Source organism: Mesorhizobium sp. B2-6-1 (assembly GCF_006440475.1).
In the GTDB taxonomy this organism is placed as follows: Bacteria; Pseudomonadota; Alphaproteobacteria; order Rhizobiales; family Rhizobiaceae; genus Mesorhizobium.
Map to the genome: position 1 here is coordinate 1 of NZ_VFUH01000002.1, position 25,847 is coordinate 25,847.

The following is a 25,847-nucleotide window of genomic DNA, read 5'->3' on the forward strand; positions in this document are numbered from 1 at the left end:
TGACTGGAGGTCAGAAAATGAACATCAAGAGCCTTCTTCTCGGCTCCGCTGCGGCCCTGATCGCAGTTTCCGGTGCGCGCGCCGCCGACGCCGTCGTCGTCGCCGAGCCGGAGCCCGCTGAATACGTCAAGATTTGCGACGTCTACGGCGCTGGCTACTTCTACATCCCCGGCACCGAGACCTGCCTGCGCGTCGGCGGCTATGTCCGTTACGACATCGGCGTGGGCGACACCGGCTCGTTCGATGGTGCGAAGGCTGCGGATCACCAGGACGGTGACGACCACAACACCTACTACAAGAACACGCGCTTCACGCTGAAGACCTGGACCGGCCAGGAAACCGAACTCGGCACGTTGAAGACCTACACCGAGACCCGCTTCAACTTCGGCGACGACAATGCCTTCGACGAGCCGATCAACGCCGCCCACAACCGGGACGTCTCGCTGAACTTCGCCTGGATCCAGCTCGGTGGCCTGCGCGTCGGTAAGGACGAATCGGCCTTCGATACGTTCGTCGGCTACGCCGGCAACGTCATCCAGGATACGCTGGTTCCTTATGGTGACTTCGACACCAACGTCGTCCAGTACTACTTCGATGCCGGCAACGGCTTCTCGGCCGTGGTCTCGCTCGAAGAAGGCACCGGTACCGACACGATCGACAGCTATGTTCCGCATGTCGTCGGCGGCGTGAAGTACACGCAGGGCTGGGGCGCCATCACCGGCGTCGTCGCTTATGACAGCAATTACGAAGAAGTTGCCGGCAAGGTTCGCTTGGACGTCAATGTCAGCGACGCACTGTCGCTGTTCATCATGGGCGGCTACGGCACCGATGACAACCTCAACGACGACGCCGGCAATTTTGTCGAAGCCCATGGCCGCGGCTTCTACAAGGCGTGGGGCGGCAACTGGGCAGTCTGGGGCGGCGGCACCTACAAGTTCAACGAGAAGACCTCGTTCAACCTTCAAGTGTCTGCTGACGACTGGAAGAACGTCGGCGTTGCGGCGAACGTTGCTTATGACGTCGTTCCCGGCTTCACCGTCACGGCCGAAGTCGACTACCTCCATGCCGGCCGGTTTGACGATGCTGGCTTCGTCAACCCATCGTTTACGCCTGCCGATAAGAAGAACAGCGTCGGCGGCATGCTCCGCTTCCAGCGCTCGTTCTAACAGCTATCGCTTCGAATATAGAAACCCGGCGGGCAACCGCCGGGTTTTTTCATTGGGAGTTTCGACTGCGCGATTCCGCAGCGGACGATGATTGCTCTGGGATGCATCAGGTGTTTGGATCAGGCGGGCGGCAACGATTGCTCATTGCGCGCAACTTGCACCCGCCTACTGACCGCGCTAGCAAGAAGCCCCTTCCCTCACGCGAGCTTTTGCCATGCGTCTGCGCCCTCCCCTTATGCCGCTCGTTGCAGCGCTTCCGTCGACCGTGCCGTTTGTCGGCCCCGAAGCGCAGGAGCGCGAGCGCGGGCGTGCATTCCGCGCCCGCATCGGCGCCAATGAGAGCAGCTTCGGGCCGTCGCCGCGCGTCATCGCCCGGATGGCCGAGATCGCGCGCGACATGTGGATGTATTGCGATCCGGACAATCACGACCTGAAGGTGGCCGCGGCAGCGCATCATAATCTCAAGGTCGAGAACGTCGTGGTCGGCGAAGGCATCGATGGCCTGCTTGGTCTGGTGGCGCGCATGTATGTTGCGCCTGGCGATGCGGTGGTCACCTCGCTCGGCGCCTATCCCACCTTCAACTTCCACATTGCCGGTGTCGGCGGAAGGCTTGTCACCGTGCCCTATGCGAACGACCACGAGGATTTGGAAGGGCTGCTGGCTGCGGCCGCCAGGGAGAAAGCGCCGCTGGTCTATCTGTCCAATCCGGACAACCCCATGGGGAGCTGGTGGGAAGCGGCCGAGCTGACGCGCTTCATCGAAGCGCTGCCGGAAACCACCATGCTCGTGCTCGATGAAGCCTATGGAGAATTGGGGCCGGCCTCCGCACTGCCGCCCATCGACGTCTCGCGGCCGAACGTCATCCGCATGCGCACCTTTTCGAAAGCTTACGGGCTTGCCGGCATACGCTGCGGCTATGCGGTCGCCGAGGCCCAGGTGATCAGCGATTTCGAGAAGATCCGCAACCACTACGGCGTCAGCCGCATGGCGCAGGTGGCGGGCGTCGAGGCGCTCGCCGACCAGGATTATCTGGATTCAGTGGTGGCGCGGGTGGCGGCAGGGCGCCGGCGCATCGCGCAGATAGCCGAACAGAACGGGCTGACGCCCCTGCCGTCGGCGACCAATTTCGTCACCATCGATTGCTGCCGCGACGGCGCTTTCGCGCTGAAGATCCTGCAAGGCCTGTTGTCGCGCGACGTCTTCATCCGCAAGCCGATGGCGCCGGGGCTCGATCGTTGCATCCGCGTCAGCGTCGGACTGGACCACGAGCTTGACATTTTTGCCGAGGAACTGCCCGGCGCACTGGCCGCCGCCCGTGGAAACTAAACGAGCGTTGCCATCGCGGCGACACTTGCCGGCCGGTTAGAGATCGAGCTCCCAGTTCTGGCCGGTGAGTTCCTTGCCGAAACTGTGATGGCGCTCCTGTGAAACCAGTCTGAACCCGGCGCGCTCATAAATCGCGCGGGCGGCGACCAGAATGTCATTCGTCCACAGAACGAGCTTGATGTAGCCGCAGGCGCGCGCCTGGTTCACGCATTCCGCAACCAGGCGCTTGCCGATGCCCAACCCGCGCGCCGCAGCCTCAACATGCAGCAGCCGCAGTTTCGCGACCTCGTCGTCCTGGTGAACCAGAAACACCGCGCCAAGCGGGAGGCCGGCGCGTTCGGCGATCCAGCAGAAATCGCGCCCTGGCTTGAAATTGCGGATGAAGTCGGCTCCGATTTCGGCAACCAAGGCTTCGAACTCGATGCTCCAGCCATATTCCTCGGCATAGAGCTGGGCCTGACGCTGAACCACCCAGCCAATGTCGCCGACGCGATGCGGACGCAACGTCACGACGGGGGGCGCCGCCTGGCCTTCAGCCGCCGGATCGCCCAGCAGCTCCGCTGCCTTGCGCAAGGCGTCGCCGAGTTCGGCCAAGCGGTGGTCGGGCAGGTTCTCGATAAGCCGGGAAGTGTCGCGGTCCGCCGCGGCCTGCAGACCGGCAAGGGCGTCCCGCCCCCTTGCCGTCAGCGACAGGATACGCCTTCGCCGGTCGACCGGATCGGTCCGGGTCTCGGTCAGGCCTTCGCCGGCGAATTTTCGCAGGATCCGCGTCAGATAGGCCGCGTCGAGACGCAGTTGCCTGGCGATGTCGGAGGCGGCCGGGCCGACATCGATGTCGAATGTCTCCGAAAGGAAGCCTCGCTCGCCGGCGATTTCCGCCGCCGCCGGGCGATCCCGATGACCAAGCTCGAACAGGACGCGCGCCTCGGTGAGCGTGAACGGGCTCTGCGTCAAGGTCTCGTCGAGAAGGCCGACAGTGCGGGTGTAGAAACGGTTGAAGTGCCTGATATCGGCCACCAAAGCACTGCGTTGGTCCAGCATCTGCGTTCAGCCCTTGGGTGATGATAGCCACAGTGTTAGAAATTTAGTGGACTGAGTCAATTAAATTCGAGTTCGACTCGGGCCCCCTCCATCCTCGTTCGACCGGCCTGTTGCATTCCCCGTCGCCTGCGCCAGATTCCAGCAGACGAGCCTCGGGAGAGACGCAATGGCTGACGATCGCAAGGCAGTGCGTGTGCGGGCCCACGGCAAGGTGCAAGGCGTCGGCTACAGGATCTGGGTCCGAAGCCAGGCCGCCAGCCTTGGGCTTGCGGGCTGGGTGCGCAATGAAGCGGATGGCTCGGTGACCGCTGAGATTGCCGGCACAGGCGAAGCCGTCTCGACCATGATCGGCCGGCTTTGGAAAGGACCGCCGGGAGCGTCCGTTTCCGGGGTTGACGTCGAGGATGCGGTATCCAGCAATCCTGTTACCGGCTTCCGGATCGATGCCTGATGCGGCTTCGGCATACCTCTTGAATTAATTGAACGTTCGTTTTATTAATTCGCAACAAGGGAGGCTCTTTTGGCGCGCACGACAGGATCCGATGGCGGGAAGACCGAGGCGGCAGCCCGCGAGGCGGCGGTCAACCTGATCGCGCGGCTCGGCTATGAGGCGATGTCGATGCGCCAGCTGGCGGCCGAAGTCGGCGTGCAGGCGGCCGCGCTTTATCGCTATTTCCCGACCAAGGAGGATTTGCTGTTCACGCTGATGCGCGAGCACATGGAGGAGTTGATCGCAGCCTGGAACGCCGCACGGCCCGCCGACGCCGATCCGGCAAGCCGGCTTTCGGCCTATGTCGAGAACCACATCGCCTTCCACATCGCCCGCCGCCATGCGACGCATGTTTCGAACATGGAGCTGCGCAGCCTGTCGCCCGAAAGACTGACGCAGATACTGCGGATGCGCACGGCCTATGAGAAGGAACTGCGCACCATTCTGCGTGACGGCGCCGAGGCAGGCGTGTTCGTCGTCGAAGATACCGGCCTCACCGCCATGGCGCTGATCCAGATGATGACCGGTGTCATCGTCTGGTTCCGGCCGGGCGAGCGGCTGTCGATCGCAGAAGTCACGGCGACATATCTTTCGATGACGATGCGGCTCGTCGGCGCGAGGATCGACACGTACAGCGCCGCACGTCCGTTTGGACGCGCAAACGACGCCGTGGGATTTTAGTTTCGCGCATGATCTTTTCCGAAAATCCAAGTCGATTTTCGGGGGTCATGCGGCAGGAGGAACCGGATGTACACGAACACGCTCAGCTTCGGGCATGACGAGGATGTCGAGGCATTGCGCGAGCTGGTGCGGCGCTTCGCCCAGGACAGGATCGCGCCGATCGCGGCGGAAATCGACCGCTCGAACGAATTCCCGGCGCATCTGTGGGCGGAACTCGGCAATCTCGGCCTCCTCGGCATCACCGCCGATCCGGAGTTCGGCGGCAGTGGCATGGGCTATCTCGCGCACGTGATCGCCGTTGAGGAGATATCAAGGGCCTCGGCCTCGGTCGGCCTGTCCTACGGCGCCCACTCCAATCTCTGCGTCAACCAGATCAACCGCTGGGCAACGCCGGCGCAGAAGGAGAAATTCCTGCCGCCGCTTTGCTCGGGCGAGCGCGTCGGCGCGCTGGCAATGTCGGAGCCCGGCGCCGGTTCTGACGTTGTCTCGCTCAAGCTGCGTGCCGAAAAGCGCAATGACCGCTACGTGCTCAACGGCACCAAGATGTGGATCACCAACGGCCCGGACGCCGAGACGCTGGTGGTCTATGCCAAGACCGATCCAGAGCGTCATGCGCGCGGTATCACCGCCTTCATCGTCGAAAAGGCTTTTGCCGGATTTTCGGTTGCGCAAAAGCTCGACAAGCTCGGCATGCGCGGCTCCAACACCGGCGAACTGGTTTTCGATAATGTCGAGGTGCCGTTCGACAACGTGCTGCACGAGGAAGGGCGCGGCGTCGAGGTGCTGATGTCTGGTCTCGACTATGAGCGCACGGTGCTGGCCGGTGGCCCGATCGGCTTGATGGCCGCCTGTCTCGACGTCGCGGTCCCATACGTGCATGAGCGCAAGCAGTTCGGCCAAGCGATCGGGGAATTCCAGCTGGTGCAAGGCAAGCTCGCCGACATGTACACGACGATGACCGCCGCGCGCGCCTATGTCTACGCGGTCGCCGCCGCCTGCGACCGCGGCCAGACCAGTCGCAAGGACGCCGCAGGCTGCATTCTGTTTGCCGCCGAAAAAGCAACGCAGATGACGCTTGACGCACTCCAGCTTCTGGGTGGCAACGGATACATCAACGACTATCCGACCGGCCGGCTGCTACGCGACGCCAAGCTCTACGAAATCGGTGCCGGCACCAGCGAAATCCGGCGATGGCTGATCGGCCGCGAGATCATGGCGGAGGGGGTATAGCATGGCCGTCCTCCGGACCCAGATCTCCCCTTCCTCCGATACCTTCCACACCAATGCCGAACGCATGCGGGCGCTGGTCGGCGATATCGCCGAAAAGGCCGCGAGCGTCGAGCGCGGTGGCTCGGAAGAGGCGCGCGAGCGACACGTCGCGCGCGGCAAGCTGCTGCCGCGCGAGCGGCTGGCGCAATTACTCGACACCGGGTCGCCCTTTCTCGAGATCGGCCAGTTCGCCGCATGGTCGATGTATGGCGAGGACATTCCCTCCGCCGGCATCATCGCCGGTATCGGGCGCGTCGAAGGCACGGAAGTGATGGTCGTCGTCAATGACGCCACGGTGAAGGGCGGCACCTATTACCCGCTGACGGTGAAGAAGCATCTGCGCGCGCAGGAGATCGCGCTGCAGAACAATCTGCCTTGCGTCTACCTGGTCGACAGCGGCGGCGCCAACCTGCCCAACCAGGACGAGGTGTTTCCCGACCGCGAGCATTTCGGGCGCATATTCTACAACCAGGCCAACATGTCCGCCTCAGGCATCCCGCAGATCGCCTGCGTCATGGGTTCGTGCACGGCGGGCGGCGCCTATGTGCCGGCAATGTCGGACGAGACGATCATGGTGCGCAACCAGGCGACCATCTTCCTCGGCGGTCCCCCGCTGGTGAAGGCCGCCACCGGCGAGGACGTCAGCGCCGAGGATCTCGGCGGCGCCGACGTCCATACACGGCTCTCCGGCGTCGCCGACCACTACGCGCTCGACGACGAGCATGCGCTGGCCATCTGCCGGCGCATCATCAAGAACCTCAATCGGAACAAGACCGTAAGCCTTGCCGTCCAGAAACCGATTCCGCCGCTTCATCCGGCAGATGAGATCTACGGCATCGTGCCGACGGATCTGCGCCAGCCCTATGACGTGCGCGAGGTGATCGCGCGCCTCGTCGACGGTTCGGAGTTCGATGAGTTCAAGCAGAATTACGGCACCACGCTCGTCACCGGCTTTGCCCATCTCCACGGCATGCCGGTCGGCATCATCGCCAACAATGGCGTGCTGTTTTCCGAAAGCGCGCTGAAGGGCGCGCATTTCATCGAACTGTGCTGCCAACGCAAGATTCCACTGGTGTTCCTGCAGAACATCACCGGCTTCATGGTGGGGCGCAAATATGAGGCAGGCGGCATCGCCAAGGACGGCGCCAAGCTGGTGATGGCAGTCGCCACCGCCCGCGTGCCCAAGGTCACCGTGATCATCGGCGGCTCGTTCGGCGCCGGCAACTACGGCATGTGCGGGCGCGCCTACTCGCCCCGCTTCCTGTGGATGTGGCCGAACGCCCGCATTTCGGTGATGGGCGGCGAGCAGGCGGCGACGGTGCTGGCCATGGTCAAGCGCGAGGGTATCGAGCGCAAGGGCGGCGAATGGAGCGCTGAGGAAGAAGCGAAGTTCAGGAAGCCGATCCTGATGAAATACGAGCATGAAGGCCACCCGCTCTATTCCTCCGCAAGGCTATGGGACGACGGCATCATCGATCCGGCCAAGACGCGCGAGGTGCTGGCGCTCAGCCTCTCGGCCGCGCTCAACGCGGAGATCGAGGAAACGCGCTTCGGCGTGTTCAGGATGTGAAATGGGCGAGGTGCAGGACAGGATCCGCATTAACGTCGGCGACATCACCAAGTTGGATGTCGACGTCATTGTCAACGCGGCCAATTCCTCGCTGCTCGGCGGCGGCGGGGTCGACGGCGCCATTCACCGGGCGGCGGGGCCGGAACTCCTCGCCGAATGCCGCACGCTCAACGGCTGCAAGACCGGCGATGCAAAGTTGACCAAGGGCTATCGGCTGCCGGCCCGCTACGTCATCCATACGGTCGGTCCAGTCTGGCAGGGCGGCGGCAAGGGCGAGGCGGAGTTGCTCGCCTCCTGCTATCGGCGTTCGCTCGAAATCGCCGCCGAGAAGGAATGCCGCTCGGTCGCCTTTCCGGCGATCTCGACGGGCATCTACCGCTATCCGAGGGATGAGGCGGCAGCAATTGCAGTCGGCGCCGTAAATAGCTTCTTGAGCGGAAATACGACGCCGCAGACCGTCATCTTCTGCTGCTTCGACGAACAAATGGCCGAACTATACCGTGAGGCCGTTGCTTCCTCGAGGCGAACGCAGTCTACGGAGGTTTCATGTTCACAAAGATCCTGATCGCCAACCGAGGCGAGATCGCATGCCGGGTGATCCGCACGGCGCGCAGGATGGGGGTGCGCACGGTTGCCGTCTATTCCGATGCCGATGCGAAATCCCTGCATGTCGAGATGGCCGACGAGGCGGTACATATCGGTGCCTCGCCTGTCAGCGACAGCTATCTGCGCGGCGACAAGATCGTCGCGGCCGCCTTGGCGACAGGCTCGCAAGCCGTTCATCCCGGCTATGGCTTCCTGTCGGAAAATCCTGATTTCGTCGACCAGGTGGCGGCCGCGGGGCTCACCTTCATCGGCCCGTCGGCGGCCTCTATCCGCGCCATGGGGCTGAAGGATGCCGCCAAACGGCTGATGGAAAAGGCCGGCGTGCCCGTCGTCCCGGGCTACCATGGCGAGGCACAGGAGATCGTGGTCCTGGCCTCTAAGGCACGCGAAATCGGCTACCCCGTGCTGATCAAGGCGCGGGCCGGTGGCGGTGGCAAGGGCATGCGCCGGGTCGAGCACCCCGACGAGTTTTCCGAAGCGCTGTCGAGCGCACGACGCGAGGCGAAATCCGCTTTTGGCGACGACCGTGTACTGGTGGAAAAATATATCGACAAACCGCGCCACATCGAGGTGCAGGTTTTCGGCGACAATTTCGGCAATGCCGTCCATCTGTTCGAACGCGACTGCTCGGTGCAGCGACGCCATCAGAAGGTTATCGAGGAAGCCCCCGCCCCCGGCATGACGGAGGCGTTACGCAAGGCGATGACCGAGGCGGCGGTGAAGGCCGCCAAGGCGATCAGCTACTGCGGTGCCGGCACCATCGAATTCATCGTCGATGCCTCGCAAGGCCTGACGCCTGACCGCTTCTGGTTCATGGAGATGAACACGAGGTTGCAGGTCGAGCACCCGGTCACCGAGATGGTCACCGGCACTGATCTGGTAGAATGGCAGTTGCGGGTCGCATCCGGCGAGAAGCTGCCGAAAACGCAAGGCGAGATAAAGCTAGCCGGCCACGCCTTCGAGGCGCGCCTCTATGCCGAGGATGCCGCAAGGGAGTTTTTGCCTGCGACCGGCACGCTGCATCATCTGAAATTTCCCGACATGGTTCCCCAAGGGGCCGCCATGCGTGTCGAAACCGGGGTGCGGGCCGGCGACGCCATTTCTCCCTATTATGATCCGATGATCGCCAAGCTGGTGGTGCATGGCGGGGACAGGCCGGCTGCGCTGGAGGCACTCGGCGCGGCGCTTGCGCGAACCGAAGTCGCCGGTTCGATCGTCAATACCGCCTTCCTCGCCGCGCTGGTGACCGATCCGGACTTTTCGGCGGGCGACGTCGATACCGGCCTGATAGGCCGCCACCAGCAGGCGCTGACCGAGATTGCGCCGCCGAGCGGCGAAACGGTCGCGGCCGCGGCCATAGCGGCCTCCGGGGCGGGCGCGCTGCCGCCATCGGACGATCCATGGTCGTCGCTTGCCGGCTACACGCATTTCCATGGCATGGCACGACGGATCCGGCTGAAGTTTGGCGAGGACGATATTCTGGCAACGGTTTCGGTACGGCCAGACCGGCGTTCCCAGGTGACGCTCCATGCACCCTATGACAGCGCCAATTCGCATGACTTTCGCGCCGCTCCTCGCCTCGCCCGCTGGCCAGGCCACATCACGATATTCGAAGGCGCGATCGGCTATACCTTCGCGGTACCGGACCCGTTGGCCAGAAGCGATGACGCGGCGGCGGCCTCAGGCAGTTTGCGCGCGCCGATGCCGGGAGTGGTCAAGCTGGTGCGGGCGGCAAAGGGCGATACGGTGATGAAGGGGCAACCGCTGCTTATCCTCGAGGCGATGAAGATGGAGCATACCATCGCCGCGCCGCATGATGGCGTGATCGCCGAGATCGCCACCGAGGGCGCGCAGATTACCGACGGCACTGTGCTGGTGCGGTTCGAGGATATGCAAGGCTGACAGCCTCGCTGCCGGATGCCAAGCGTCCCTGTCCTGCCGGACAGAGAGAGGCGTCGTAGAATGTCGACCGCCGTTATATGTCCATGGCAAGACACACAGGCAGAAATGAAATGGCCGGGACGAGCCCGGCCATTTCATCGATATAGGCAGCGATTACGGCTGGATCGGCGCATACTTGCCGTCGTGCCACTGGTTGATGTCGTAGCTGGCGTTCTTGAGGTCGCCCTTCTCGTCGAAGGTGACATTGCCGACAACCGTGCTGATTGGCTGCCCGTTCTTCAGCGCCTCGGCGACCTTGGCCGGATCATCGCTGCCGGCACGCTTGATGCCTTCCGCAAAGGCCTGGATCGTGGCGTAGGAGAATAGCGTGAAGCCTTCCGGCACGAAACCGCCGGCTTTGATCTTCTCGACGGCTGCCTTGGCTTCCGGCTTTGCCTGAGGATCCGACGGGAAGACGAACATGGTCCCTTCGCCGGCCGGGCCGGCAACCTGCCAGAACTCCGGCGACGCTATCGAATCCGGCATGATCAGCTGGAACTTGATGCCCTGTTCCGCCGACTGGCGCAGGATCAGGCCAGCCTCCGGGTGGTAACCGCCGAAATAGACAACGTCGGCCTTGAGGTCCTTGAGCTTGGTGACGAGCGCCGAATAGTCCTTTTCGCCGGCATTGATGCCTTCATAGTCCACTTCCTTCAGGCCGCCGGCATTCATCGTGGCCTTGACCGCATCGGCAACGCCCTGACCGTAGGCACTCTTGTCATGCAGGATGACGACGTTCTTGCCGGCATACTTCTTCGCGATCCAGGGGCCGATGAAGGCACCCTGCGCATCGTCACGCGTGTAGAGGCGCATGATCGTCGGCCAGCCGGCCTTCGCTGCGGCGTCGGTCAGCACCGGGTTCGAGGAGGCCGGGCTCATCATCAGGGCACCGGCTTCGGCATAGACGGCGGAAGCCGGAATGCTCGAACCCGAGCAAGCGTGGCCGTCGATGAACTTGACGCCATTGGCGACGATACGGTTGGCGACCGAAACCGCCTGCTTCGGGTCGCACTGGTCATCCTCGATATCGAGCTTGATCTGGCGACCGTCGACACCGCCGGCAGCATTGATCGCGTCGGCGGCAGCCTGCGCGCCCTGCTTGAACTGATCGCCAATGGTGGCGAGCTGTCCGGTCATCGGACCGACCACCGAAAAGGTGATGTCGTCGGCATAGGCGACCGGCGCGCTCATCATCAGGCCGAAAATGGCCGCGTTCAAAATACTTAATTTTTTCATTGCGGTATGACTCCTCCACTCACGCGCGGCCGCCCCGGCCACGCTTCTTCCAGAGAGGCCGGACAATTTCATCCTTCGTGTGGCCTGTCTAGGCGCATTGGCGGCGCTCGATTAGGCCTGCGGAGCATCTCTGGAGCAAAAAGGCAAAAGCCGCGCCGGCCTTGTTCCGGCCGGTCGCGGCTTTGCCTGTCGAGCTGTTTCTCAAGCGCCCCCGCACTCGAACCCAACTCGCCTTCCCTGTCTTCCTGCTGGCCCTGATCTTTCCGAAACCGGATCATGGCCGCCGCGCCGCTGGCCCTGTCGGGCGTGCCGCGTTCTTGGTTTTGTCACGTGGCCGTCTTACCGCGGCCTTGTCCTTGCCTGGCGGACCAGAAGGCCGCCCTGCCTTATCTCTAAATTCAGTGCATCGTCATCCATTCGCGGGCTTCGCGCAGCGCCTTGGCGATCTCGACCTTCGACATCGCAGCCGACAGTTCCGAACGCAATTCCGCAGCGCGGGCCGAACCCTTGATCGCGGCGATGTTGAACCATTTGTGGGCGGCGACGACATCGGTCTCGCAATCGCGGCCCGTCGCATACATCATCCCCAGTTCGAAAAGAATGTCGGCCTGGGCAGTTGCCCCCATGGCGCCGAAGCCTGCTTCAAGCATTTCAAAACGTGCCATTTTTCAATCCTCTCTTCCGGCCCTGTCTGGCTCCCGAGAGCTGCCTCCGTTTGTCTGCCCGGGCTGCTCTTTCGATGCTTTCGAGAATGCCGCTCAGGCTTGAATCCGTCGTTAAATGGCGTGCTTAATTTGAGGAAAACAAAGCTAAAACAATAGGTAAACGTGGAAATTCGTTAAGGATACAAAGCCAGCGATTCAGCCGGATAGCGCCAAATTTGACGACAATTTTCGCGGGCGGAATCAACACTCTGCTAACCACGCGAAACAAACGCCGCGCATGCATGCATTCATTTCCCTGCCGACATTGCTTCCGTCGGCGCATCTGAATTGCCAAAGCTTCCGCTGCGGCACCGCTTTTGTTTTGCAGGGAGCTGGATTAGCTTACGTTTGCGTAAGCGGCAGACCGGCGAGGCGTAGCCTCCTGCCGGTATCCAAGGGAGGAAAGATGTTTCGAAAAGCAAGCCTGGCCCTGGCGGCCACTTTGATCCTGACCGGTCTGGCCTGGGCCGATCCGATCGAGGGAAACTGGAAGACGCAGGCCGGCGATACCGCGGCCATCGGGGGCTCGGGTTCATTTTCCATCACGCTGAAGTCTGGCAAATATGCCGGCAAGACCATCGGTTCGCTCAAGGCGTCCGGCGACAACAAATACACCGGCAACATAACCGACCCGGCAAACGACAAGACCTACTCCGGCAAGGCGACACTATCGGGCACCTCGCTGAAAATGAGCGGTTGCGTGCTCGGCGGGCTGATCTGCAAGAGCCAGACCTGGCACAAGCTCTGATCGACCCCATCCTTGCGACATGAAAACGGGGCCGGCAGGCCCCGTTTTCGTTTCATGATCCTGGCATGCTGTGCCGGCAGCCATGCTCCTTATGGCCAGCGCCGCCTCAAAATCCATCAACCGATTTGAACGGCAGATGAACGTCGGCATCAGAGCCGGTTCAGTCGTGCCCGGGCATTCTCCTGCGTATTGAAGGAGACACGACCAATGCTCGCCCGCCGCTTCACCATCGTCTGCCTGCTGGTGAGCCTGTTTGGAATGTTCTTCGCCATCCTCGTCGCCGAAGCGGGCCGTCCGGCCCGTTCCTGGGACGAGGCCAGTTCCAGAACCTGCCGCCTCGCCTGCCCGACCACCCTTCGCCCCTGAGACAGAAACCAAAGACCTGACCAAACCAAGACCTCGAAAGAAAAGCAAAGACCATGAACCGCATCGCCGCCAACCTCTTCAAAACCGTTCGGCTTCTGCCGCGGGCGGCGCTCATCCTGGCGTTTCTTGCCGCGCCGGTCCTGGCCGTACCGATGATGCGTGCCGATGCCGGTTCCACGATCGACGCGCCAGCACTGAAGAAGTCGGGCGTCGGTTTCGTGCTGCTGGTCAGCCTGCAGCGCGGATAAATTGCGCCTTCGATCGGGACACCCCTCCCAACCGCCTTTCCAAATCTCTATATTGAGCCATGGAAAAGCGAATCTATCCCCAAGCCATCGAATCTGTCGTCATGCCCGAGCCTTTTGGCCGGCAAAGCTTCGACACCGCAGAAAAGGCCGTCGCGGCGTTGCAAGCCCTTTATGACCGCAACACCAAGTTCCTGCGCGACTCCTTCGCGGCGCTTGCCGCCGGCGGCGACAGCAGCAAGCGCTACCGCGCCTTCTACCCGGAGATCGGCGTCACGACCAACTCGTTCACCCAGATCGATTCGCGCCAAGCCTATGGCCACATGCCGACGCCGGGGCATTTTTCCACCACCATCACCCAGCCGAGCCTGTTCGAAAGCTATCTGGTCGAGCAATTGCGTCTGATCATGCGCAACCACGGGGTCGCGGTCACGGTCTCGGAATCGACAACGCCGATCCCGCTGCATTTCGCCTTTCTCGAAGGCACCCATGTCGACGGAACCGCGGCCGAGCGTATCCAGCGGCCTATCCGAGACCTGTTCGACGTGCCAGATCTCGACGGTACAGACGACCAGATCGCCAACGGCACGTTCGAAGTGGCGTTCGGAGAACCAAGGCCGCTGGCGCCCTTCACCGCGCAGCGGATCGACTATTCGCTCCACCGCCTGTCGCACTATACCGCGACCACGCCGCAGCATTTCCAGAATTTCGTGCTGTTCACCAACTATCAGTTCTATATCGACGAGTTCGTGGCGCGCGCCCGTGACCTGATGGAGAATGGCGGCGGCGGATATGCCGAATTCATCGAACCGGGCAACGTGGTCACCAAAGCCGGGCAGAGCGCCCCGAGCGAAGGGGTGGCGCCGCAGCGCCTGCCGCAGATGCCGGCCTACCACTTGAAGAAGCCGAACCATGGCGGGATCACCATGGTCAATATCGGTGTCGGACCCTCCAACGCCAAGACGATCACCGATCATATCGCTGTGCTAAGGCCTCATGCTTGGGTGATGCTCGGCCACTGCGCGGGCCTGCGCAATACGCAGGCGCTGGGCGATTATGTGCTGGCGCATGCCTATGTGCGCGAGGATCACGTGCTGGACGACGACCTGCCAGTCTGGGTGCCGATCCCGCCGCTGGCCGAAATCCAGGTGGCATTGCAGGAAGCGGTGGCCGAAGTCACCGGCCTGTCGGGGTACGATCTCAAGCGCATCATGCGCACCGGCACTGTCGCCACCATTGACAACCGCAACTGGGAACTGCGCGACCAGCGCGGACCGGTGCAGCGGCTTTCGCAGTCGAGGGCGATCGCACTTGACATGGAATCGGCAACGATCGCGGCCAATGGCTTCCGCTTCCGCGTGCCTTACGGCACGCTCTTGTGTGTCTCCGACAAGCCGCTGCATGGCGAACTGAAGCTGCCCGGCATGGCGACCGAATTCTACAAGCGGCAGGTGGCGCAGCACCTCACCATCGGCATCAGGGCGATGGAAAAGCTTTCGGAAATGCCGATGGAGCGGCTGCATTCGCGCAAGCTCAGAAGTTTTTCGGAAACGGCCTTCCAGTAGCCGATCTGCGCGCCGCCAGAGCCATTCGCCGTCTTGCCGGCGATTCGCCATCTTGCCGGCAATTCGCTATCTTGATTGAGCCGCATTTTTGCCGATAACCGGGCGGGGACCATCGCAGGCAACTCATGCAGATCTGATCCGATGAAACGCAGTCGAGACATGGCGGCTTCACTGGTATTCATCGTGATGATGACGCTCTCGGTCGCGCTGGTGGCCGGCTTCTTAGGCGCGTTGCACCCGGCGCTCGATTCCTTTTCGCATTTCCGCATTCACCTCGCCGTGCTGATGGCGCTTTGCGCGCTGCCGCTGCTGGCGACATCGTTTCGCCTGCAAGCGGCCGCGGCCCTGGTTTTTGCCGTGGCCGCTCTTGCCACCGCTTCGACCGCCTTGCCCCGGCCGTGGCCGGTTCAGGCGGTCGCCAAACCCACCGACCAGGTAGTCTACAGCCTGCTGCAGATGAATCTGCGCTACGACAACCCGACGCCGAAAAAAGTGCTGTCACTGATCGGCCGGACCAATCCCGACGTCATCACCCTGGACGAGGTGTCGGCGATGTGGGCGACGGAGCTTGGCTACATCGCCAGCGCCTATCCATACCGGATCCTCTGTCCCTATCCCAACGGCGTATTCGGCGTCGCGCTGCTCTCGCGGCGGCCCTTTCTCGCCGGCACCGCGCCACATTGCGAGCGCCGGGGCGCAATGGCCGTTGCGACCATCGATTTCGGCGGCAGGAGCGCCGACGTCGCCGCCATCCATCTCAGCTGGCCGTGGCCGCGGGAACAGTATTGGCAGATCGGCGAACTCTCGGAGCAGCTTTCATCGCTCGGCCAAACCGCCATCATGGCCGGCGATTGCAACGCGGTGCCATGGAGCGCCGCGGTGCGGCGCGTCGCCGCTCTCGGCGGACTGACGGTCATGCCGTCGGCCGGGTCGACCTGGATTCACCGGAAGCTGCCCGACTTCCTGCGCCGCTATGCAGGCCTCCCGATCGACCAGGCGTTCAGCAAGGGCGGCGTGACCATTCTGTCGTCAACGCGACTGGAAGATACCGGCTCCGACCATCTTCCCGTACTCGTGGAGTTCTCGCTTCGCCCCGACGACAGGCTGCCCCATGACGAGCATGAGAGCGCGCTCGCGGCGAGCGACCTTGAAAACAATCCGCGCGGTTGATGCTTCGGCATTCTCAGGGTTTGGTCAACGCTTCGACAAGGTGCTCGACAGGCCCGCCGCCGCGATGCTCGCGCGCATCGAAAGCGTTCTGCCTGGCTTCGTATTCGACATAGATGGCCTTGATCCGGCGCCGCGCCTCGAGATGCGTGCCGGTGCAGAACCAGTTGTCCGGGCGCCGCAGGCCGGCAAGCGCGGCCTCGGTGGCCCGCATCATACGCCTCGCGATACCGCCATGCGTCTGCTCGTGCTTGCGAACGCCGATCATGAAACGGTCCCAACGTTCGCGCAGGACAGGGCTTGCCGACGAGAGCCGCGGGAAAGTGTAGGTCAGGTTGAGCGTCCCGTTGGCCTGCCGCAGATGGCAGGCACCATCCTTCCGGACAATATCGAGATCCCAATGCACGGCGTAACCGGTTTCGGCGATGGCACGCGCCATATAGCCGTGCTTGGGTCCCAGCCGGTCCATTGCCTCGACAAGGGCGGCTCCGGTATTTCCAACGACATCATAGGTGCGGATGTGAACGGTGAGCTTTGTGCCCGCCGACGCGGCTGATGCGCAAAGCAGCATGAAGGCCATGGCGAGCATCGTGGGGCTGGTCAGGCGCATGTCCGCCTCCTTTGTCGGAGCCGAGCAGACCACACTCGGCGGAAGGCTTCAACGGGCTTGATCGAGGCAGGCGGTCGCCGGCGACAGACAAGTCCGCCGCCGCTCGCATGTTCTTCGTGACGGCTTGGCCGGGCACGGCTCACATGTTCTGATAGACCGGGCCTTCGCCACCTTGCGGCGGCACCCAGTCGATATTCTGGTTCGGATCCTTGATGTCGCAGGTCTTGCAGTGGACGCAGTTCTGCGCGTTGATGACGAAGCGCACGTCCTTGGCCGCCGGATCGGCAGCGGCATTGCCGTCCTTGTCGACCCATTCGTAGACGCCTGCAGGGCAGTAGCGCGTCGAAGGTCCGGCAAAGACGTCATGCTCGGAACGCTTCTGCAGTTCCATGTCCGCGACCAGCAGATGCACCGGCTCGTTTTCCTCGTGGTTGGTGTTGGACAGGAACACCGAGGACAAGCGGTCGAAGGTCAGCACGCCATCGGCCTTGGGATAGTCTATTTTCTTGTGCTTCGCGGCAGGCTCTAGCGTGGCATAGTCGGCCTTGCCATGCTTCAGCGTGCCGAAGGGCGAGAAGCCGAACAAAGTGTTCAGCCACATGTCCAGCCCGCCAATGGCGACGCCGGCGATGGTGCCGAAGCGCGACCACAGCGGCTTGACGTTGCGCACCTTCTTCAGATCCTTGCCGATGTCTGTCGCCCGCCACGCGGCTTCGTAAGCGGAGAGCTCGTCATTGGCGCGGCCGGCGGCGATTGCCTCGGCGACATGCTCGGCCGCCAGCATTCCCGACAACACGGCATTGTGCGAGCCCTTGATGCGCGGGACGTTTACGAGGCCGGCGGCGCAGCCCATCAACGCGCCACCCGGGAAGCACAGTTTCGGCACCGACTGCCAGCCGCCTTCGGTAATCGCGCGCGCGCCATAGCCCAACCGCCTGGCGCCCTCGAAAGTACCGCTGATCGCCGGGTGGGTCTTGAAGCGCTGGAACTCCTCGAACGGCGACAGCCAGGGGTTCTTGTAATTGAGGTGGACGACGAAGCCCACCGCCACCTGATTGTCGTCCAGATGATAGAGGAAAGAGCCGCCGCCGGTCTTGAGATCGAGCGGCCAGCCGAAGGAGTGCTGGACGAGACCCGGCCTGTGCTTCTCCGGCTTGACCTGCCACAGTTCCTTGAGGCCGATGCCGTATTTGCCCGGCTCGCGGCCCTCGGAAAGCCTGAACCTGGCGATCAACTGCTTGGCGAGCGAGCCGCGCGCGCCCTCTCCGATCAGCACATATTTGCCCATCAGCGCCATGCCCGGCGCGAAACCCGGGCCGTGTGTGCCATCCTTTTCGACGCCCATGTCGCCGGTGACAACACCGGTGACGGCGCCTTCCTCGTTATAGAGCAGGCCGGCCGCGGCGAACCCCGGATAGATTTCCACGCCGAGCGCCTCGGCCTTGGCCGCCAGCCAGCGGCAGACATTGCCAAGCGAGACGATGTAGTTGCCGTGATTGTTCATCAGAGGCGGCATCATCATGTTGGGCAGGCGGAAAGAGCCGGCGGGGCCAAGCACCAGGAAATGGTCCGCCGTGACCGGCGTTTTGAATGGATGGTCTTGTTCGTCGCGCCAGCTCGGCAGCAACCGGTCGATGCCGATCGGATCGACGACGGCTCCTGACAAGATGTGGGCGCCAACCTCACCGCCCTTTTCCAGCACGACCACGGAAAGCTCGGGATTGACTTGCTTCAGGCGGATGGCGGCGGCGAGGCCGGCCGGGCCCGCACCGACGATCACCACGTCGAATTCCATGCTTTCGCGTTCGATATCGCTCATCAACCCCTCCGCACTGGCTTGTCGCTATTGCGCGTATCTTGCTGGCTCATGCGCTGCATAGCGCATCAAGTCGCGACAGGAAACCGGCGCGTCTGTGACAACGCGGATTTGGCCAAAAAGTCGCGCATCGTGCCGAAGGACACCCGTTTTGCGCCGGCCTGCCCGCAACGCGTACGTTTTTAATTGTTCGACGGCTTGCTTATCGGCCATACTTCGCACCATGCGCATTCCTGGGCCAGCCGGCTTCTCATCAACGCGCTTCCCATCGACGCCCGGCAGGGCCTGCCGGGCGTTCCTTTCGGCCCTCCCCCTGCTGGCGCCGGTCCATGCCTTTGCAGACGAGGTGAAGGTCTGGGCCACCGGTGCCTACTCCTTCTCCGACGAGCTTGGCGGGTTCGAAATCACCGGCGCTTCCGGCACCGGCACCAAGGACGATCCGCTCGTCATCACCGAAGAGCTGAATTCAGCGACGCCGGTGACGTTGACCATCCGTGCAACCAAGCCGATCCAGGCGTTCGGCAAGGCGGGCGAGTTCGCCAACGGCATCATGTATTTGCGCTTGGACGTGCTCAACAACAGCGGCCAGGCCTGGATCGAATTCCAGTTCGAGCTTCAGGAGGTCCTGAATCAGCCGAGCGTCTTCGGCGACGGGCTTTCGTTCGACCAGCGCAACAAGACGCCTGACAATATCTGGTCGAGCAATTTTGCCGATTTCGACCGCGATTTTGAACCGTATGACCGTCTGCTGTTCAAGAACGGCAAGGTCGACCCGCTAAAGACCGCCAGGTTCGAATTCCTGATCACCGACTATACGCCGCGCTGGACCTTTTATCTGGTGCAGGACCCGCGCATACCGACGGGTTAGGTTGCGGTGAGCGTATGACGCTGCCACAGACAGGCCGTCATTGCCCGGTTGTGCCAATGTCCCCAATCACCAACTTGCAATATGCGACCAGTCGAACGATGGTGGCGCCATGACTGCCGCTTCCCCAAACAGCCGACCTGATATCGCCGAGCTGCTCGCCTTCTATGCCAGCGCGGGCGTCGACGAGGCGTTGGAGGACGCGCCGGTGAACCGCTTCGCGGAAGCCGCGCCCAAGCCGGCGGAGCGGATGCCGGCTGCCGCGCCGAGCGATAGCAGGGCACCGGAGCGGCCCGCCCAACCGCGTCTCGATGCGAGCGCCGTGCCTAACGCTCCGCCGGCGCGCCCGCCCATTTCGGCGGTACCCGACGAGGCGCAGGCGGCGCTGGCACGCGAATTGGCCTCGGCTGCCTCGACACTGGACGAGCTTCGCCAGCACATGTCGACTTTTGACGGCTGCAACCTGAAGTTCACCGCCAAGAACCTGGTCTTTGCCGACGGCAACCCGGATGCATCGGTGATGCTGGTCGGCGAGGCGCCCGGCCGTGACGAGGATATAGAAGGCCTGCCCTTCGTCGGCCGCTCCGGCCGGCTGCTCGACCGCATGTTGGCCGCGATCGGGCTAGACCGGACATCCGTCTACATCGCCAATGTCATCCCCTGGCGGCCGCCGGGAAACCGCACGCCGACGCCGCACGAAACCGAGATCTGCCGGCCGTTCATCGAAAGGCAGATCGAACTGGTCAAGCCGAAGGTGCTGGTCAATCTCGGCGGGCCCTCGGCCAAAACCCTTCTGAATACGAGCGAAGGCATCTTGCGGCTGCGCGGCAACTGGCGCGCCCACACGACAGCGTCCGGCGTCGTTATTCCGGCGATGCCGACGCTGCACCCGGCCTATCTATTGAGGACGCCGGCGCACAAGAAGCTGGCTTGGCGGGATTTTCTCGAGGTGAAGGCGAAGCTAAGAGCGCTCACCTCTCCATGACCTCGCGGGTAATTGAAATGCGCCTGCCGTCGCCCTAACCATGCCCTCATGATATCCCCTCAAACCTCCGCCGGCAGCCTCATCCGTGAATGGCGCACGCGACGCCGGATGAGCCAGCTCGATCTCGCCACGGAAGCCGATATCTCGCAGCGGCATCTGAGCTTCGTCGAGAGCGGGCGGGCCGCGCCGTCGCGCGACATGGTGCTACACCTGGCCGAGCAGCTTTCGATCCCGCTTCGCCAGCGCAACCAGCTCTTGCTGGCGGCGGGATTTGCGCCGAGCTTCAGCGAAAGGCCGCTGACCGACATTTCGCTGGCACCGGCCATGGCGGCGGTCGAGACGGTGCTTCGAGGGCACGAGCCGTTCCCGGCGCTCGCGGTGGACCGGCACTGGAACCTCGTTTCGGCAAACACTGCCATTGGGCCGTTCCTGGCCGACGTTTCCGAGCCCTCGCTGCTCAAGCCGCCAGTCAACGTGCTGCGGCTCAGCCTGCACCCTGGAGGTGTCGCGCCGCGCATCGTCAATCTCGCGGAGTGGCGGGCGCACCTGCTGGAACGCCTGAAGCACCAGAACGACGCGTCAGGCGATCCGGTGCTGATCGAACTGGAGCGTGAGTTGCGCGGTTGTCCCTCCGGCCTGAAGAGTGGGCGGCCGGCGCGGGTCGAGCCGAGCGGCATCGTGCATCCGCTGCGGCTTGCCCATGGGGATCAGGTGCTGTCGTTCATCAGCACCATCACCGTGTTCGGCACGCCGCTGGACGTGACGCTGTCGGAGCTGGCGATCGAGTCCTTCTTTCCGGCCGACGAGCAGACGCGGACGGCGCTGGTAAGATTGGCGAAAGAGCGGGCCTAACGGTGCTGATCACCCCTGCGGCGGGGCGGCCTTGCGCGTGCGGGTGCGTTCCAGGCCGAGTTGACGTTCGCGCCAGATGATGAAGATGCCGGCGGCAACGACGATCAGACCGCCGGTCAGCGTGTTCAGCGTGGCGACGTCGCCGAAGACGAGATAGCCGACCAAGACGCCGAGGATCATCGAGGTGTATTCGAACGGCGCCACCACCGATGCCTCGGCATGGCGGTAAGCCGAGGTCATCAGGATCTGGCCAAGGCCGCCGCAGAAGCCGGCGGCGACAAGAAGGACCGCCTGCCCCGGCGTCAGCGCCTGCCACCCAAACGGCAGCGACAGCAGCGCCATGACGCTCGCGGTGACCGAAAACCAAAGCACGATCGTGGCGGTGCGCTCGCTTTGCACGAGATTGCGCACGAGCAGCATGGCGACGGCCGAAATCGCCGCCGCTATCAATGCGGCGATGACGCCGAGCACCTCCTGGTCATCGAGCGCCTCGCCGGAACTCAGGAGCGTCAGCTCCGGCCAGGAGATGATCAGCACACCGACGAGGCCGACGGCGACCGCGCTCCAGCGATAGACACGAATGGCTTCGCCGAGGAAAATCGAGCTGAACACCACCACCAACAGTGGCTGGGCGTAATTCAGCGTGATTGCTTCTGGCAGCGGCAACCGCGTCAGCGCGAAGAAGCCGAGCCCCATGGCGCAGACGCCGACGACGCCGCGCGCGATGTGGTTGAACGGACGGCTTGTACTGAAAGCCGTGCCGAGATTTCCCTTGAAAGCCAGAAAGGCAATGATCGGAAAGATAGCGAAGAAGGAGCGGAAGAAGACGATCTGTCCCGCCGGCACAGTGCCCGCCGCCTTGATGCAGGTCGACATGCCGACGAAGACCGCCACCGAGACGATCTTCAGCATAATGCCGGTGAGCGTGTTGTGCCCTACGGTATTGTCACTGTTGTCGCGGCCTGCTGTCACGCTCCCGCCGCTTCCCGCGTGGTTGCCCAGGTGCGCGCCGGCGTTGCCGGGCTCTCGATATGCCTGACGTCGTAGACGGCGGCCATGACTGCCTCGCGATGCTGGAAAGGAGGGTCTGAATAGACCTTGTCGCAGTTTTGTCGAGGCGCCGGTTCGTGTAAAGAGCGCGGACTTCAAATTTTTGGACGGGCAGGACAGGCCCGGAAAGACAGGAACCACGGAATGCGCACCGACACTGGCCAGGTCTTCAAACTCGAAGACTATCGCCCCAGCGACTATCTCATTCCGGAAACGAACCTTGAATTCCGTCTTTCGCCAGGCGCGACGATCGTCACGGCAATTTTGACCGTCGAGCGCCGGGATGGCGTCGCGGCCTCTACGCCGCTTGTGCTGGATGGCGACGGGCTGACGCTCAGGCGCGTCGAGATCGACGGCAGGAAAGCCAAGCCGACGGATTTTGCCGTGACGCCCGACCGACTGACCATCCTCAGGCCCCCGGCGGCGCGTCGCTTTCGGCTGTCGATCGAGACCGAGCTGGCGCCGTCGGGCAATGAAGCGCTGATGGGCCTCTACCGCTCAAGCAACGTCTATTGCACGCAATGCGAAGCAGAGGGCTTCCGCCGCATCACCTATTTCCTCGACCGCCCCGACATCCTTTCCGTCTACACCGTGCGGATCGAAGCCCGCCGCGACGAGGCGCCGCTGCTTCTGTCCAACGGAAACCGGGTCGACAAGGGCGATCTCGGCGATGGCTGGCACTATGCCATTTGGCACGATCCCTTCCCCAAGCCATCGTATCTGTTCGCGCTGGTCGCCGGCAATCTCGGCCGGGTCGCCGACAGTTTCGTCACCATGTCCGGCCGCACGGTCGAGCTCGGCATCTATGTCGAGCCCGGCAAGGAGAAGCTCGCCGGCTACGCCATGGATGCCTTGAAGCGATCGATGCAATGGGACGAGGAGGCATTCGGCCGCGAATACGACCTCGATGTCTTCAACATCGTCGCCGTGTCCGACTTCAACATGGGGGCGATGGAGAACAAAGGCCTCAACGTCTTCAACGACAAATATGTGCTGGCCGACCGGGAGACCGCGACGGACGCCGATTTCGCCAATATCGAGGCGATCATCGCGCATGAGTATTTCCACAATTGGACAGGCAACAGAATCACTTGCCGCGACTGGTTCCAGCTTTGCCTGAAGGAAGGGCTGACCGTTTATCGCGACCACGAATTCTCCGCCGACCAACGTTCGCGTGCGGTCAAGCGCATCGCCGAGGTACGCACGCTGCGCGCGCATCAATTCCCCGAGGACCAGGGGCCGCTGGCGCATCCGGTCAGGCCGCGCCGCTATCGCGAGATCAATAATTTCTACACGGCGACCGTCTACGAAAAAGGCTCGGAGGTGGTGCGCATGATCCGTACCATCCTCGGGCCTGATAGCTTTCGCGCCGGCATGGACCTCTATTTCGAGCGGCACGACGGCACGGCGGCGACGATCGAGGATTTCCTGGCAGTGTTCGAGGAGGTGTCCGGCCGCGACTTGTCGCAATTCGCGCTCTGGTACCATCAGGCCGGCACCCCTAACCTGGCGGTGAGCTCGACCTATAACCGGGCGGAGCGGGAATTCACTCTGGAAATCGAGCAATCGGTGCCGCCGACCCCGTCGGAAAGCCGCAAACGACTGATGCACATACCGCTCGCCTTCGGTCTGATTGGCGCCGGTGGCGAGCCGGTCGCCTATGACACGGTCGACGGCGCCAGCGTCGAGGACGGCATCATCCACATCCGCAAGCGCCGGCATGTGGTGCGCTTCTCAGGCGTCGCCGAGCGTCCGGCGGTTTCGCTGAACCGTGGCTTCTCGGCGCCGATAACGCTTGCCGTCGAGCAGAAGACCGATGACCAATTCTTCCTTGCCGGCCACGACAGCGACAGCTTCTCGCGCTGGCAGACCTTCAACACGCTGCTTACGGATGCATTGATCTTGGCCTTCCGCCAGATTCTCGACGGCGCCGAGCCTGGCTTCACCGCGCGGCTGACCGAGCTTGCCGGCAGGATCGCGAGCGACGACACGCTGGAGCCGGCCTACCGGGCGCTGGCGCTTTCGCTTCCGGGCGAGACCGACATAGCGCGCGACATCGGCAAAAACATCGAACCCAACGCCATCTTCGCTGCGCGCGAGGCGCTGGCGCTGGCAATCGCCAGGGCTAACCGCGACGCGTTCGCCGGCCTCTACGAGCGGCTTGCCGACGCCGGCCCGTTCAGCCCGGACGCAGCTTCCGCCGGACGGCGGGCGCTGCGCAACGTCATGCTCGATTATCTCTCGCTGCTGTCAGATGGCGCCGGGCTTGCGGCGGAGCACTTCCGGTCGGCCACCAATATGACTGACCGCGCGGCGGCACTGACCGTGCTCGCGCACCGCCACCATGGTTCGCCGGAGGCAAACAAGGCACTGGCGGCTTTCGAAGCGACATATGCGTCCGACCCGCTTGTGATGGACAAATGGTTCCAGATTCAGGCCAGCGTACCCGGTCCGCAGGCGGTGGAGACGGTTCGCGCCCTGACCACGCATCCGGCCTTCTCGATGGCCAATCCGAACCGGGTGCGCTCGTTGATCGGCACATTCTCCAGTGCCAACCAGACCGGATTCCACCGCGCCGACGGCGAAGGCTACCGATTCTTCACGCAGACCGTGCTCGAGGTCGAAAAACGCAATCCGCAGGTGGCGGCAAGATTGGCAACGGCGCTCCGGTCGTGGCGTTCGCTCGAACCTGGCCGGCAGGCCAAGGCCAGGGAAGCGCTGCTTTCGATTGCCAATGCCGAAAACCTGTCGGCGGATTTAAGCGATATCGTCGAGCGTACGCTGGCGTGAGCCAGACCCAAGCGGCCACCATGGTGGTCGGCGGCAATGCCAAGGCAACGCCACCGGCCCGTCAGGCTGTGCTTCTGCTGCTCGAACGGATTCCCGCCTCCCTACGCGGGTATCAACATGGCGATGCGATGCACGCCGACCTCGGCGCTCGTATTCGTCGCCTCGTCGGTCTTGCCCTTGGCGCAAGTGTATATGTCGCCTTCCTTGAGCTTGAACTCCTTGTCGGCCTTCTTGATCGTGAATTCGCCCGCAGTGATGGTGCATACCATGTCGTTGTCCATCACCATCGCCGGCGCATGTGTGCCGGGCTGAAACACGACATCGACGATTGAGATGCTTTTGTAGGCAGGAATGTCTGAGTTTCCCGTGCCTACCTCCACCACTCTGATGCCGGGCGCAATCTCCTTGCCCTCCTTCGGGCCGTATGTCCTCGTTTTTACCGACGCCGCCAGGGCGAACAAAGGCGTTACCGCTGCCGCTGACACGCCGAGAGCAATTGCAGATCTGCGATTCATGCTTTCCTCCCAATGTGCAATCCCGCACGGAATATGCGTGATTTCTAATATTATTCCCTTTCCACGGTAATCGCCATCGCATGCCTCTGCTCGGTTGGCGGAAAAGCCGCTATTTTAGTCGATTTTTAATCTTTTTTCGCCGGACCACTGGACAAGGCGAATCACCTTTGATTCTTTAATGGCGATTCGGAAGTGCGGCGTTTGCCGGATCATCAAGCATAGGCAAATCGGGGAGTGCCATT

Annotated in this window: 24 protein-coding genes; 17 read left to right on the plus strand and 7 right to left on the minus strand. The window is 62.9% G+C overall.

Features of this window, described 5'->3' with window-relative positions:
- Positions 1 to 17 precede the first annotated feature (17 nt).
- On the plus strand, positions 18 to 1,166 hold the full coding sequence (locus FJ443_RS04765) for a porin (RefSeq protein ID WP_140520696.1): 1,149 nt from the start codon (positions 18 to 20) through the stop codon (positions 1,164 to 1,166).
- A gap of 214 nt (positions 1,167 to 1,380) precedes the next feature.
- Positions 1,381 to 2,493, plus strand: coding sequence for a pyridoxal phosphate-dependent aminotransferase (locus FJ443_RS04770; protein WP_140520697.1), 1,113 nt, complete (start codon positions 1,381 to 1,383; stop codon positions 2,491 to 2,493).
- A 36-nt stretch (positions 2,494 to 2,529) separates the two neighbouring features.
- Here the strand turns inward: FJ443_RS04770 and FJ443_RS04775 are convergent, their stop codons facing one another.
- Positions 2,530 to 3,534, minus strand: a complete 1,005-nt coding sequence (locus FJ443_RS04775) for a bifunctional helix-turn-helix transcriptional regulator/GNAT family N-acetyltransferase (protein ID WP_140520698.1) — start codon at positions 3,532 to 3,534, stop codon at positions 2,530 to 2,532.
- A 166-nt stretch (positions 3,535 to 3,700) separates the two neighbouring features.
- Here FJ443_RS04775 and FJ443_RS04780 point away from each other — a divergent pair, with 166 nt between their 5' ends.
- The 6 genes from FJ443_RS04780 (at position 3,701) to FJ443_RS04805 (ending at position 10,052) form a co-directional block, all read left to right on the plus strand.
- A complete protein-coding gene (locus tag FJ443_RS04780; RefSeq protein ID WP_140494632.1) occupies positions 3,701 to 3,985 on the plus strand; it encodes an acylphosphatase in 285 nt (94 codons plus the stop codon).
- Positions 3,986 to 4,054: 69 nt separating this feature from the next.
- Entirely contained in the window at positions 4,055 to 4,705 is a 651-nt protein-coding gene (locus FJ443_RS04785) for a TetR/AcrR family transcriptional regulator (protein ID WP_140520699.1), read from the plus strand.
- Between the two features lie 66 nt (positions 4,706 to 4,771).
- On the plus strand, positions 4,772 to 5,935 hold the full coding sequence (locus tag FJ443_RS04790; RefSeq protein ID WP_140662950.1) for an isovaleryl-CoA dehydrogenase: 1,164 nt from the start codon (positions 4,772 to 4,774) through the stop codon (positions 5,933 to 5,935).
- A 1-nt stretch (position 5,936) separates the two neighbouring features.
- Positions 5,937 to 7,544 carry a carboxyl transferase domain-containing protein gene (locus tag FJ443_RS04795; RefSeq protein WP_140517991.1) on the plus strand — a complete coding sequence of 536 codons (1,608 nt, stop codon included), beginning with the start codon at positions 5,937 to 5,939 and terminating at the stop codon, positions 7,542 to 7,544.
- Between the two features lies 1 nt (position 7,545).
- Positions 7,546 to 8,109, plus strand: coding sequence for an O-acetyl-ADP-ribose deacetylase (locus tag FJ443_RS04800; protein ID WP_140662952.1), 564 nt, complete (start codon positions 7,546 to 7,548; stop codon positions 8,107 to 8,109).
- Complete coding sequence (locus FJ443_RS04805) at positions 8,091 to 10,052, plus strand: acetyl/propionyl/methylcrotonyl-CoA carboxylase subunit alpha (protein ID WP_140662954.1); 1,962 nt, start codon at positions 8,091 to 8,093, stop codon at positions 10,050 to 10,052. Before FJ443_RS04800 ends, FJ443_RS04805 begins: the two co-directional genes overlap by 19 nt.
- A 153-nt stretch (positions 10,053 to 10,205) precedes the next feature.
- Here the strand turns inward: FJ443_RS04805 and FJ443_RS04810 are convergent, their stop codons facing one another.
- Entirely contained in the window at positions 10,206 to 11,327 is a 1,122-nt protein-coding gene (locus tag FJ443_RS04810; RefSeq protein ID WP_140494645.1) for a branched-chain amino acid ABC transporter substrate-binding protein, read from the minus strand.
- Positions 11,328 to 11,725: 398 nt separating this feature from the next.
- The gene (locus tag FJ443_RS04815) at positions 11,726 to 11,992 is read right to left on the minus strand and encodes a sel1 repeat family protein (protein WP_010915070.1); all 267 of its coding nucleotides are present in this window, start codon (positions 11,990 to 11,992) and stop codon (positions 11,726 to 11,728) included.
- 445 nt (positions 11,993 to 12,437) lie between these two features.
- Between FJ443_RS04815 and FJ443_RS04820 the strand changes: the two genes are divergently transcribed.
- From FJ443_RS04820 to FJ443_RS04835, 5 genes are all read left to right on the plus strand, one after another.
- Positions 12,438 to 12,779 carry a DUF2147 domain-containing protein gene (locus FJ443_RS04820; protein WP_140494647.1) on the plus strand — a complete coding sequence of 114 codons (342 nt, stop codon included), beginning with the start codon at positions 12,438 to 12,440 and terminating at the stop codon, positions 12,777 to 12,779.
- Between the two features lie 207 nt (positions 12,780 to 12,986).
- Entirely contained in the window at positions 12,987 to 13,145 is a 159-nt protein-coding gene (locus tag FJ443_RS31080) for a hypothetical protein (protein ID WP_181169517.1), read from the plus strand.
- Between the two features lie 53 nt (positions 13,146 to 13,198).
- Positions 13,199 to 13,393, plus strand: a complete 195-nt coding sequence (locus FJ443_RS04825) for a hypothetical protein (protein ID WP_140494649.1) — start codon at positions 13,199 to 13,201, stop codon at positions 13,391 to 13,393.
- A 101-nt stretch (positions 13,394 to 13,494) separates the two neighbouring features.
- Positions 13,495 to 14,955, plus strand: coding sequence for an AMP nucleosidase (locus FJ443_RS04830; protein ID WP_224617604.1), 1,461 nt, complete (start codon positions 13,495 to 13,497; stop codon positions 14,953 to 14,955).
- Between the two features lie 159 nt (positions 14,956 to 15,114).
- Positions 15,115 to 16,125: an endonuclease/exonuclease/phosphatase family protein gene (locus FJ443_RS04835; protein ID WP_224680932.1), complete on the plus strand. Its 1,011-nt coding sequence runs from the start codon at positions 15,115 to 15,117 to the stop codon at positions 16,123 to 16,125.
- Positions 16,126 to 16,138: 13 nt separating this feature from the next.
- Here the strand turns inward: FJ443_RS04835 and FJ443_RS04840 are convergent, their stop codons facing one another.
- Both FJ443_RS04840 and FJ443_RS04845 read right to left on the minus strand, forming a co-directional pair.
- Entirely contained in the window at positions 16,139 to 16,732 is a 594-nt protein-coding gene (locus tag FJ443_RS04840; RefSeq protein WP_140662956.1) for a DUF922 domain-containing protein, read from the minus strand.
- 139 nt (positions 16,733 to 16,871) lie between these two features.
- Positions 16,872 to 18,551, minus strand: a complete 1,680-nt coding sequence (locus FJ443_RS04845) for an electron transfer flavoprotein-ubiquinone oxidoreductase (protein WP_140662958.1) — start codon at positions 18,549 to 18,551, stop codon at positions 16,872 to 16,874.
- 220 nt (positions 18,552 to 18,771) lie between these two features.
- Between FJ443_RS04845 and FJ443_RS04850 the strand changes: the two genes are divergently transcribed.
- The 3 genes from FJ443_RS04850 to FJ443_RS04860 all read left to right on the plus strand — a co-directional run bounded on the left by FJ443_RS04850 (position 18,772) and on the right by FJ443_RS04860 (position 21,250).
- Complete coding sequence (locus tag FJ443_RS04850; protein ID WP_140517982.1) at positions 18,772 to 19,416, plus strand: hypothetical protein; 645 nt, start codon at positions 18,772 to 18,774, stop codon at positions 19,414 to 19,416.
- 109 nt (positions 19,417 to 19,525) lie between these two features.
- Positions 19,526 to 20,398, plus strand: a complete 873-nt coding sequence (locus tag FJ443_RS04855) for a uracil-DNA glycosylase (protein ID WP_140520708.1) — start codon at positions 19,526 to 19,528, stop codon at positions 20,396 to 20,398.
- 48 nt (positions 20,399 to 20,446) lie between these two features.
- Positions 20,447 to 21,250, plus strand: a complete 804-nt coding sequence (locus tag FJ443_RS04860) for a helix-turn-helix transcriptional regulator (RefSeq protein ID WP_140662960.1) — start codon at positions 20,447 to 20,449, stop codon at positions 21,248 to 21,250.
- A 9-nt stretch (positions 21,251 to 21,259) separates the two neighbouring features.
- Here FJ443_RS04860 and FJ443_RS04865 read toward each other — a convergent pair whose 3' ends face one another.
- On the minus strand, positions 21,260 to 22,162 hold the full coding sequence (locus FJ443_RS04865; RefSeq protein ID WP_224617863.1) for a DMT family transporter: 903 nt from the start codon (positions 22,160 to 22,162) through the stop codon (positions 21,260 to 21,262).
- 282 nt (positions 22,163 to 22,444) lie between these two features.
- Here FJ443_RS04865 and pepN point away from each other — a divergent pair, with 282 nt between their 5' ends.
- Positions 22,445 to 25,090 (plus strand): aminopeptidase N, encoded by a 2,646-nt coding sequence (pepN, locus tag FJ443_RS04870; RefSeq protein WP_140662962.1) that lies wholly within the window; start codon positions 22,445 to 22,447, stop codon positions 25,088 to 25,090.
- Between the two features lie 101 nt (positions 25,091 to 25,191).
- On the opposite strand, the gene FJ443_RS04875 is transcribed toward pepN, so the two are convergent.
- On the minus strand, positions 25,192 to 25,605 hold the full coding sequence (locus tag FJ443_RS04875; protein WP_140517978.1) for a hypothetical protein: 414 nt from the start codon (positions 25,603 to 25,605) through the stop codon (positions 25,192 to 25,194).
- Positions 25,606 to 25,847: the final 242 nt, after the last annotated feature.

Bases quoted from the DNA above. Each gene is read 5' to 3' on its own strand.
- FJ443_RS31080 (WP_181169517.1), top strand. From the start codon at position 12,987: ATGCTCGCCCGCCGCTTCACCATCGTCTGCCTGCTGGTGAGCCTGTTT.
- FJ443_RS04840 (WP_140662956.1), bottom strand. From the start codon at position 16,732: ATGCGCCTGACCAGCCCCACGATGCTCGCCATGGCCTTCATGCTGCTT.
- FJ443_RS04775 (WP_140520698.1), bottom strand. From the start codon at position 3,534: ATGCTGGACCAACGCAGTGCTTTGGTGGCCGATATCAGGCACTTCAAC.
- FJ443_RS04805 (WP_140662954.1), top strand. From the start codon at position 8,091: ATGTTCACAAAGATCCTGATCGCCAACCGAGGCGAGATCGCATGCCGG.
- FJ443_RS04810 (WP_140494645.1), bottom strand. From the start codon at position 11,327: ATGAAAAAATTAAGTATTTTGAACGCGGCCATTTTCGGCCTGATGATG.
- FJ443_RS04820 (WP_140494647.1), top strand. From the start codon at position 12,438: ATGTTTCGAAAAGCAAGCCTGGCCCTGGCGGCCACTTTGATCCTGACC.
- FJ443_RS04860 (WP_140662960.1), top strand. From the start codon at position 20,447: ATGATATCCCCTCAAACCTCCGCCGGCAGCCTCATCCGTGAATGGCGC.
- FJ443_RS04835 (WP_224680932.1), top strand. From the start codon at position 15,115: ATGGCGGCTTCACTGGTATTCATCGTGATGATGACGCTCTCGGTCGCG.
- FJ443_RS04875 (WP_140517978.1), bottom strand. From the start codon at position 25,605: ATGAATCGCAGATCTGCAATTGCTCTCGGCGTGTCAGCGGCAGCGGTA.
- FJ443_RS04800 (WP_140662952.1), top strand. From the start codon at position 7,546: ATGGGCGAGGTGCAGGACAGGATCCGCATTAACGTCGGCGACATCACC.
- pepN (WP_140662962.1), top strand. From the start codon at position 22,445: ATGCGCACCGACACTGGCCAGGTCTTCAAACTCGAAGACTATCGCCCC.
- FJ443_RS04765 (WP_140520696.1), top strand. From the start codon at position 18: ATGAACATCAAGAGCCTTCTTCTCGGCTCCGCTGCGGCCCTGATCGCA.
- FJ443_RS04845 (WP_140662958.1), bottom strand. From the start codon at position 18,551: ATGAGCGATATCGAACGCGAAAGCATGGAATTCGACGTGGTGATCGTC.
- FJ443_RS04780 (WP_140494632.1), top strand. From the start codon at position 3,701: ATGGCTGACGATCGCAAGGCAGTGCGTGTGCGGGCCCACGGCAAGGTG.
- FJ443_RS04825 (WP_140494649.1), top strand. From the start codon at position 13,199: ATGAACCGCATCGCCGCCAACCTCTTCAAAACCGTTCGGCTTCTGCCG.
- FJ443_RS04855 (WP_140520708.1), top strand. From the start codon at position 19,526: ATGACTGCCGCTTCCCCAAACAGCCGACCTGATATCGCCGAGCTGCTC.
- FJ443_RS04795 (WP_140517991.1), top strand. From the start codon at position 5,937: ATGGCCGTCCTCCGGACCCAGATCTCCCCTTCCTCCGATACCTTCCAC.
- FJ443_RS04815 (WP_010915070.1), bottom strand. From the start codon at position 11,992: ATGGCACGTTTTGAAATGCTTGAAGCAGGCTTCGGCGCCATGGGGGCA.
- FJ443_RS04850 (WP_140517982.1), top strand. From the start codon at position 18,772: ATGCGCATTCCTGGGCCAGCCGGCTTCTCATCAACGCGCTTCCCATCG.
- FJ443_RS04790 (WP_140662950.1), top strand. From the start codon at position 4,772: ATGTACACGAACACGCTCAGCTTCGGGCATGACGAGGATGTCGAGGCA.
- FJ443_RS04865 (WP_224617863.1), bottom strand. From the start codon at position 22,162: ATGCTGAAGATCGTCTCGGTGGCGGTCTTCGTCGGCATGTCGACCTGC.
- FJ443_RS04770 (WP_140520697.1), top strand. From the start codon at position 1,381: ATGCGTCTGCGCCCTCCCCTTATGCCGCTCGTTGCAGCGCTTCCGTCG.
- FJ443_RS04830 (WP_224617604.1), top strand. From the start codon at position 13,495: ATGCCCGAGCCTTTTGGCCGGCAAAGCTTCGACACCGCAGAAAAGGCC.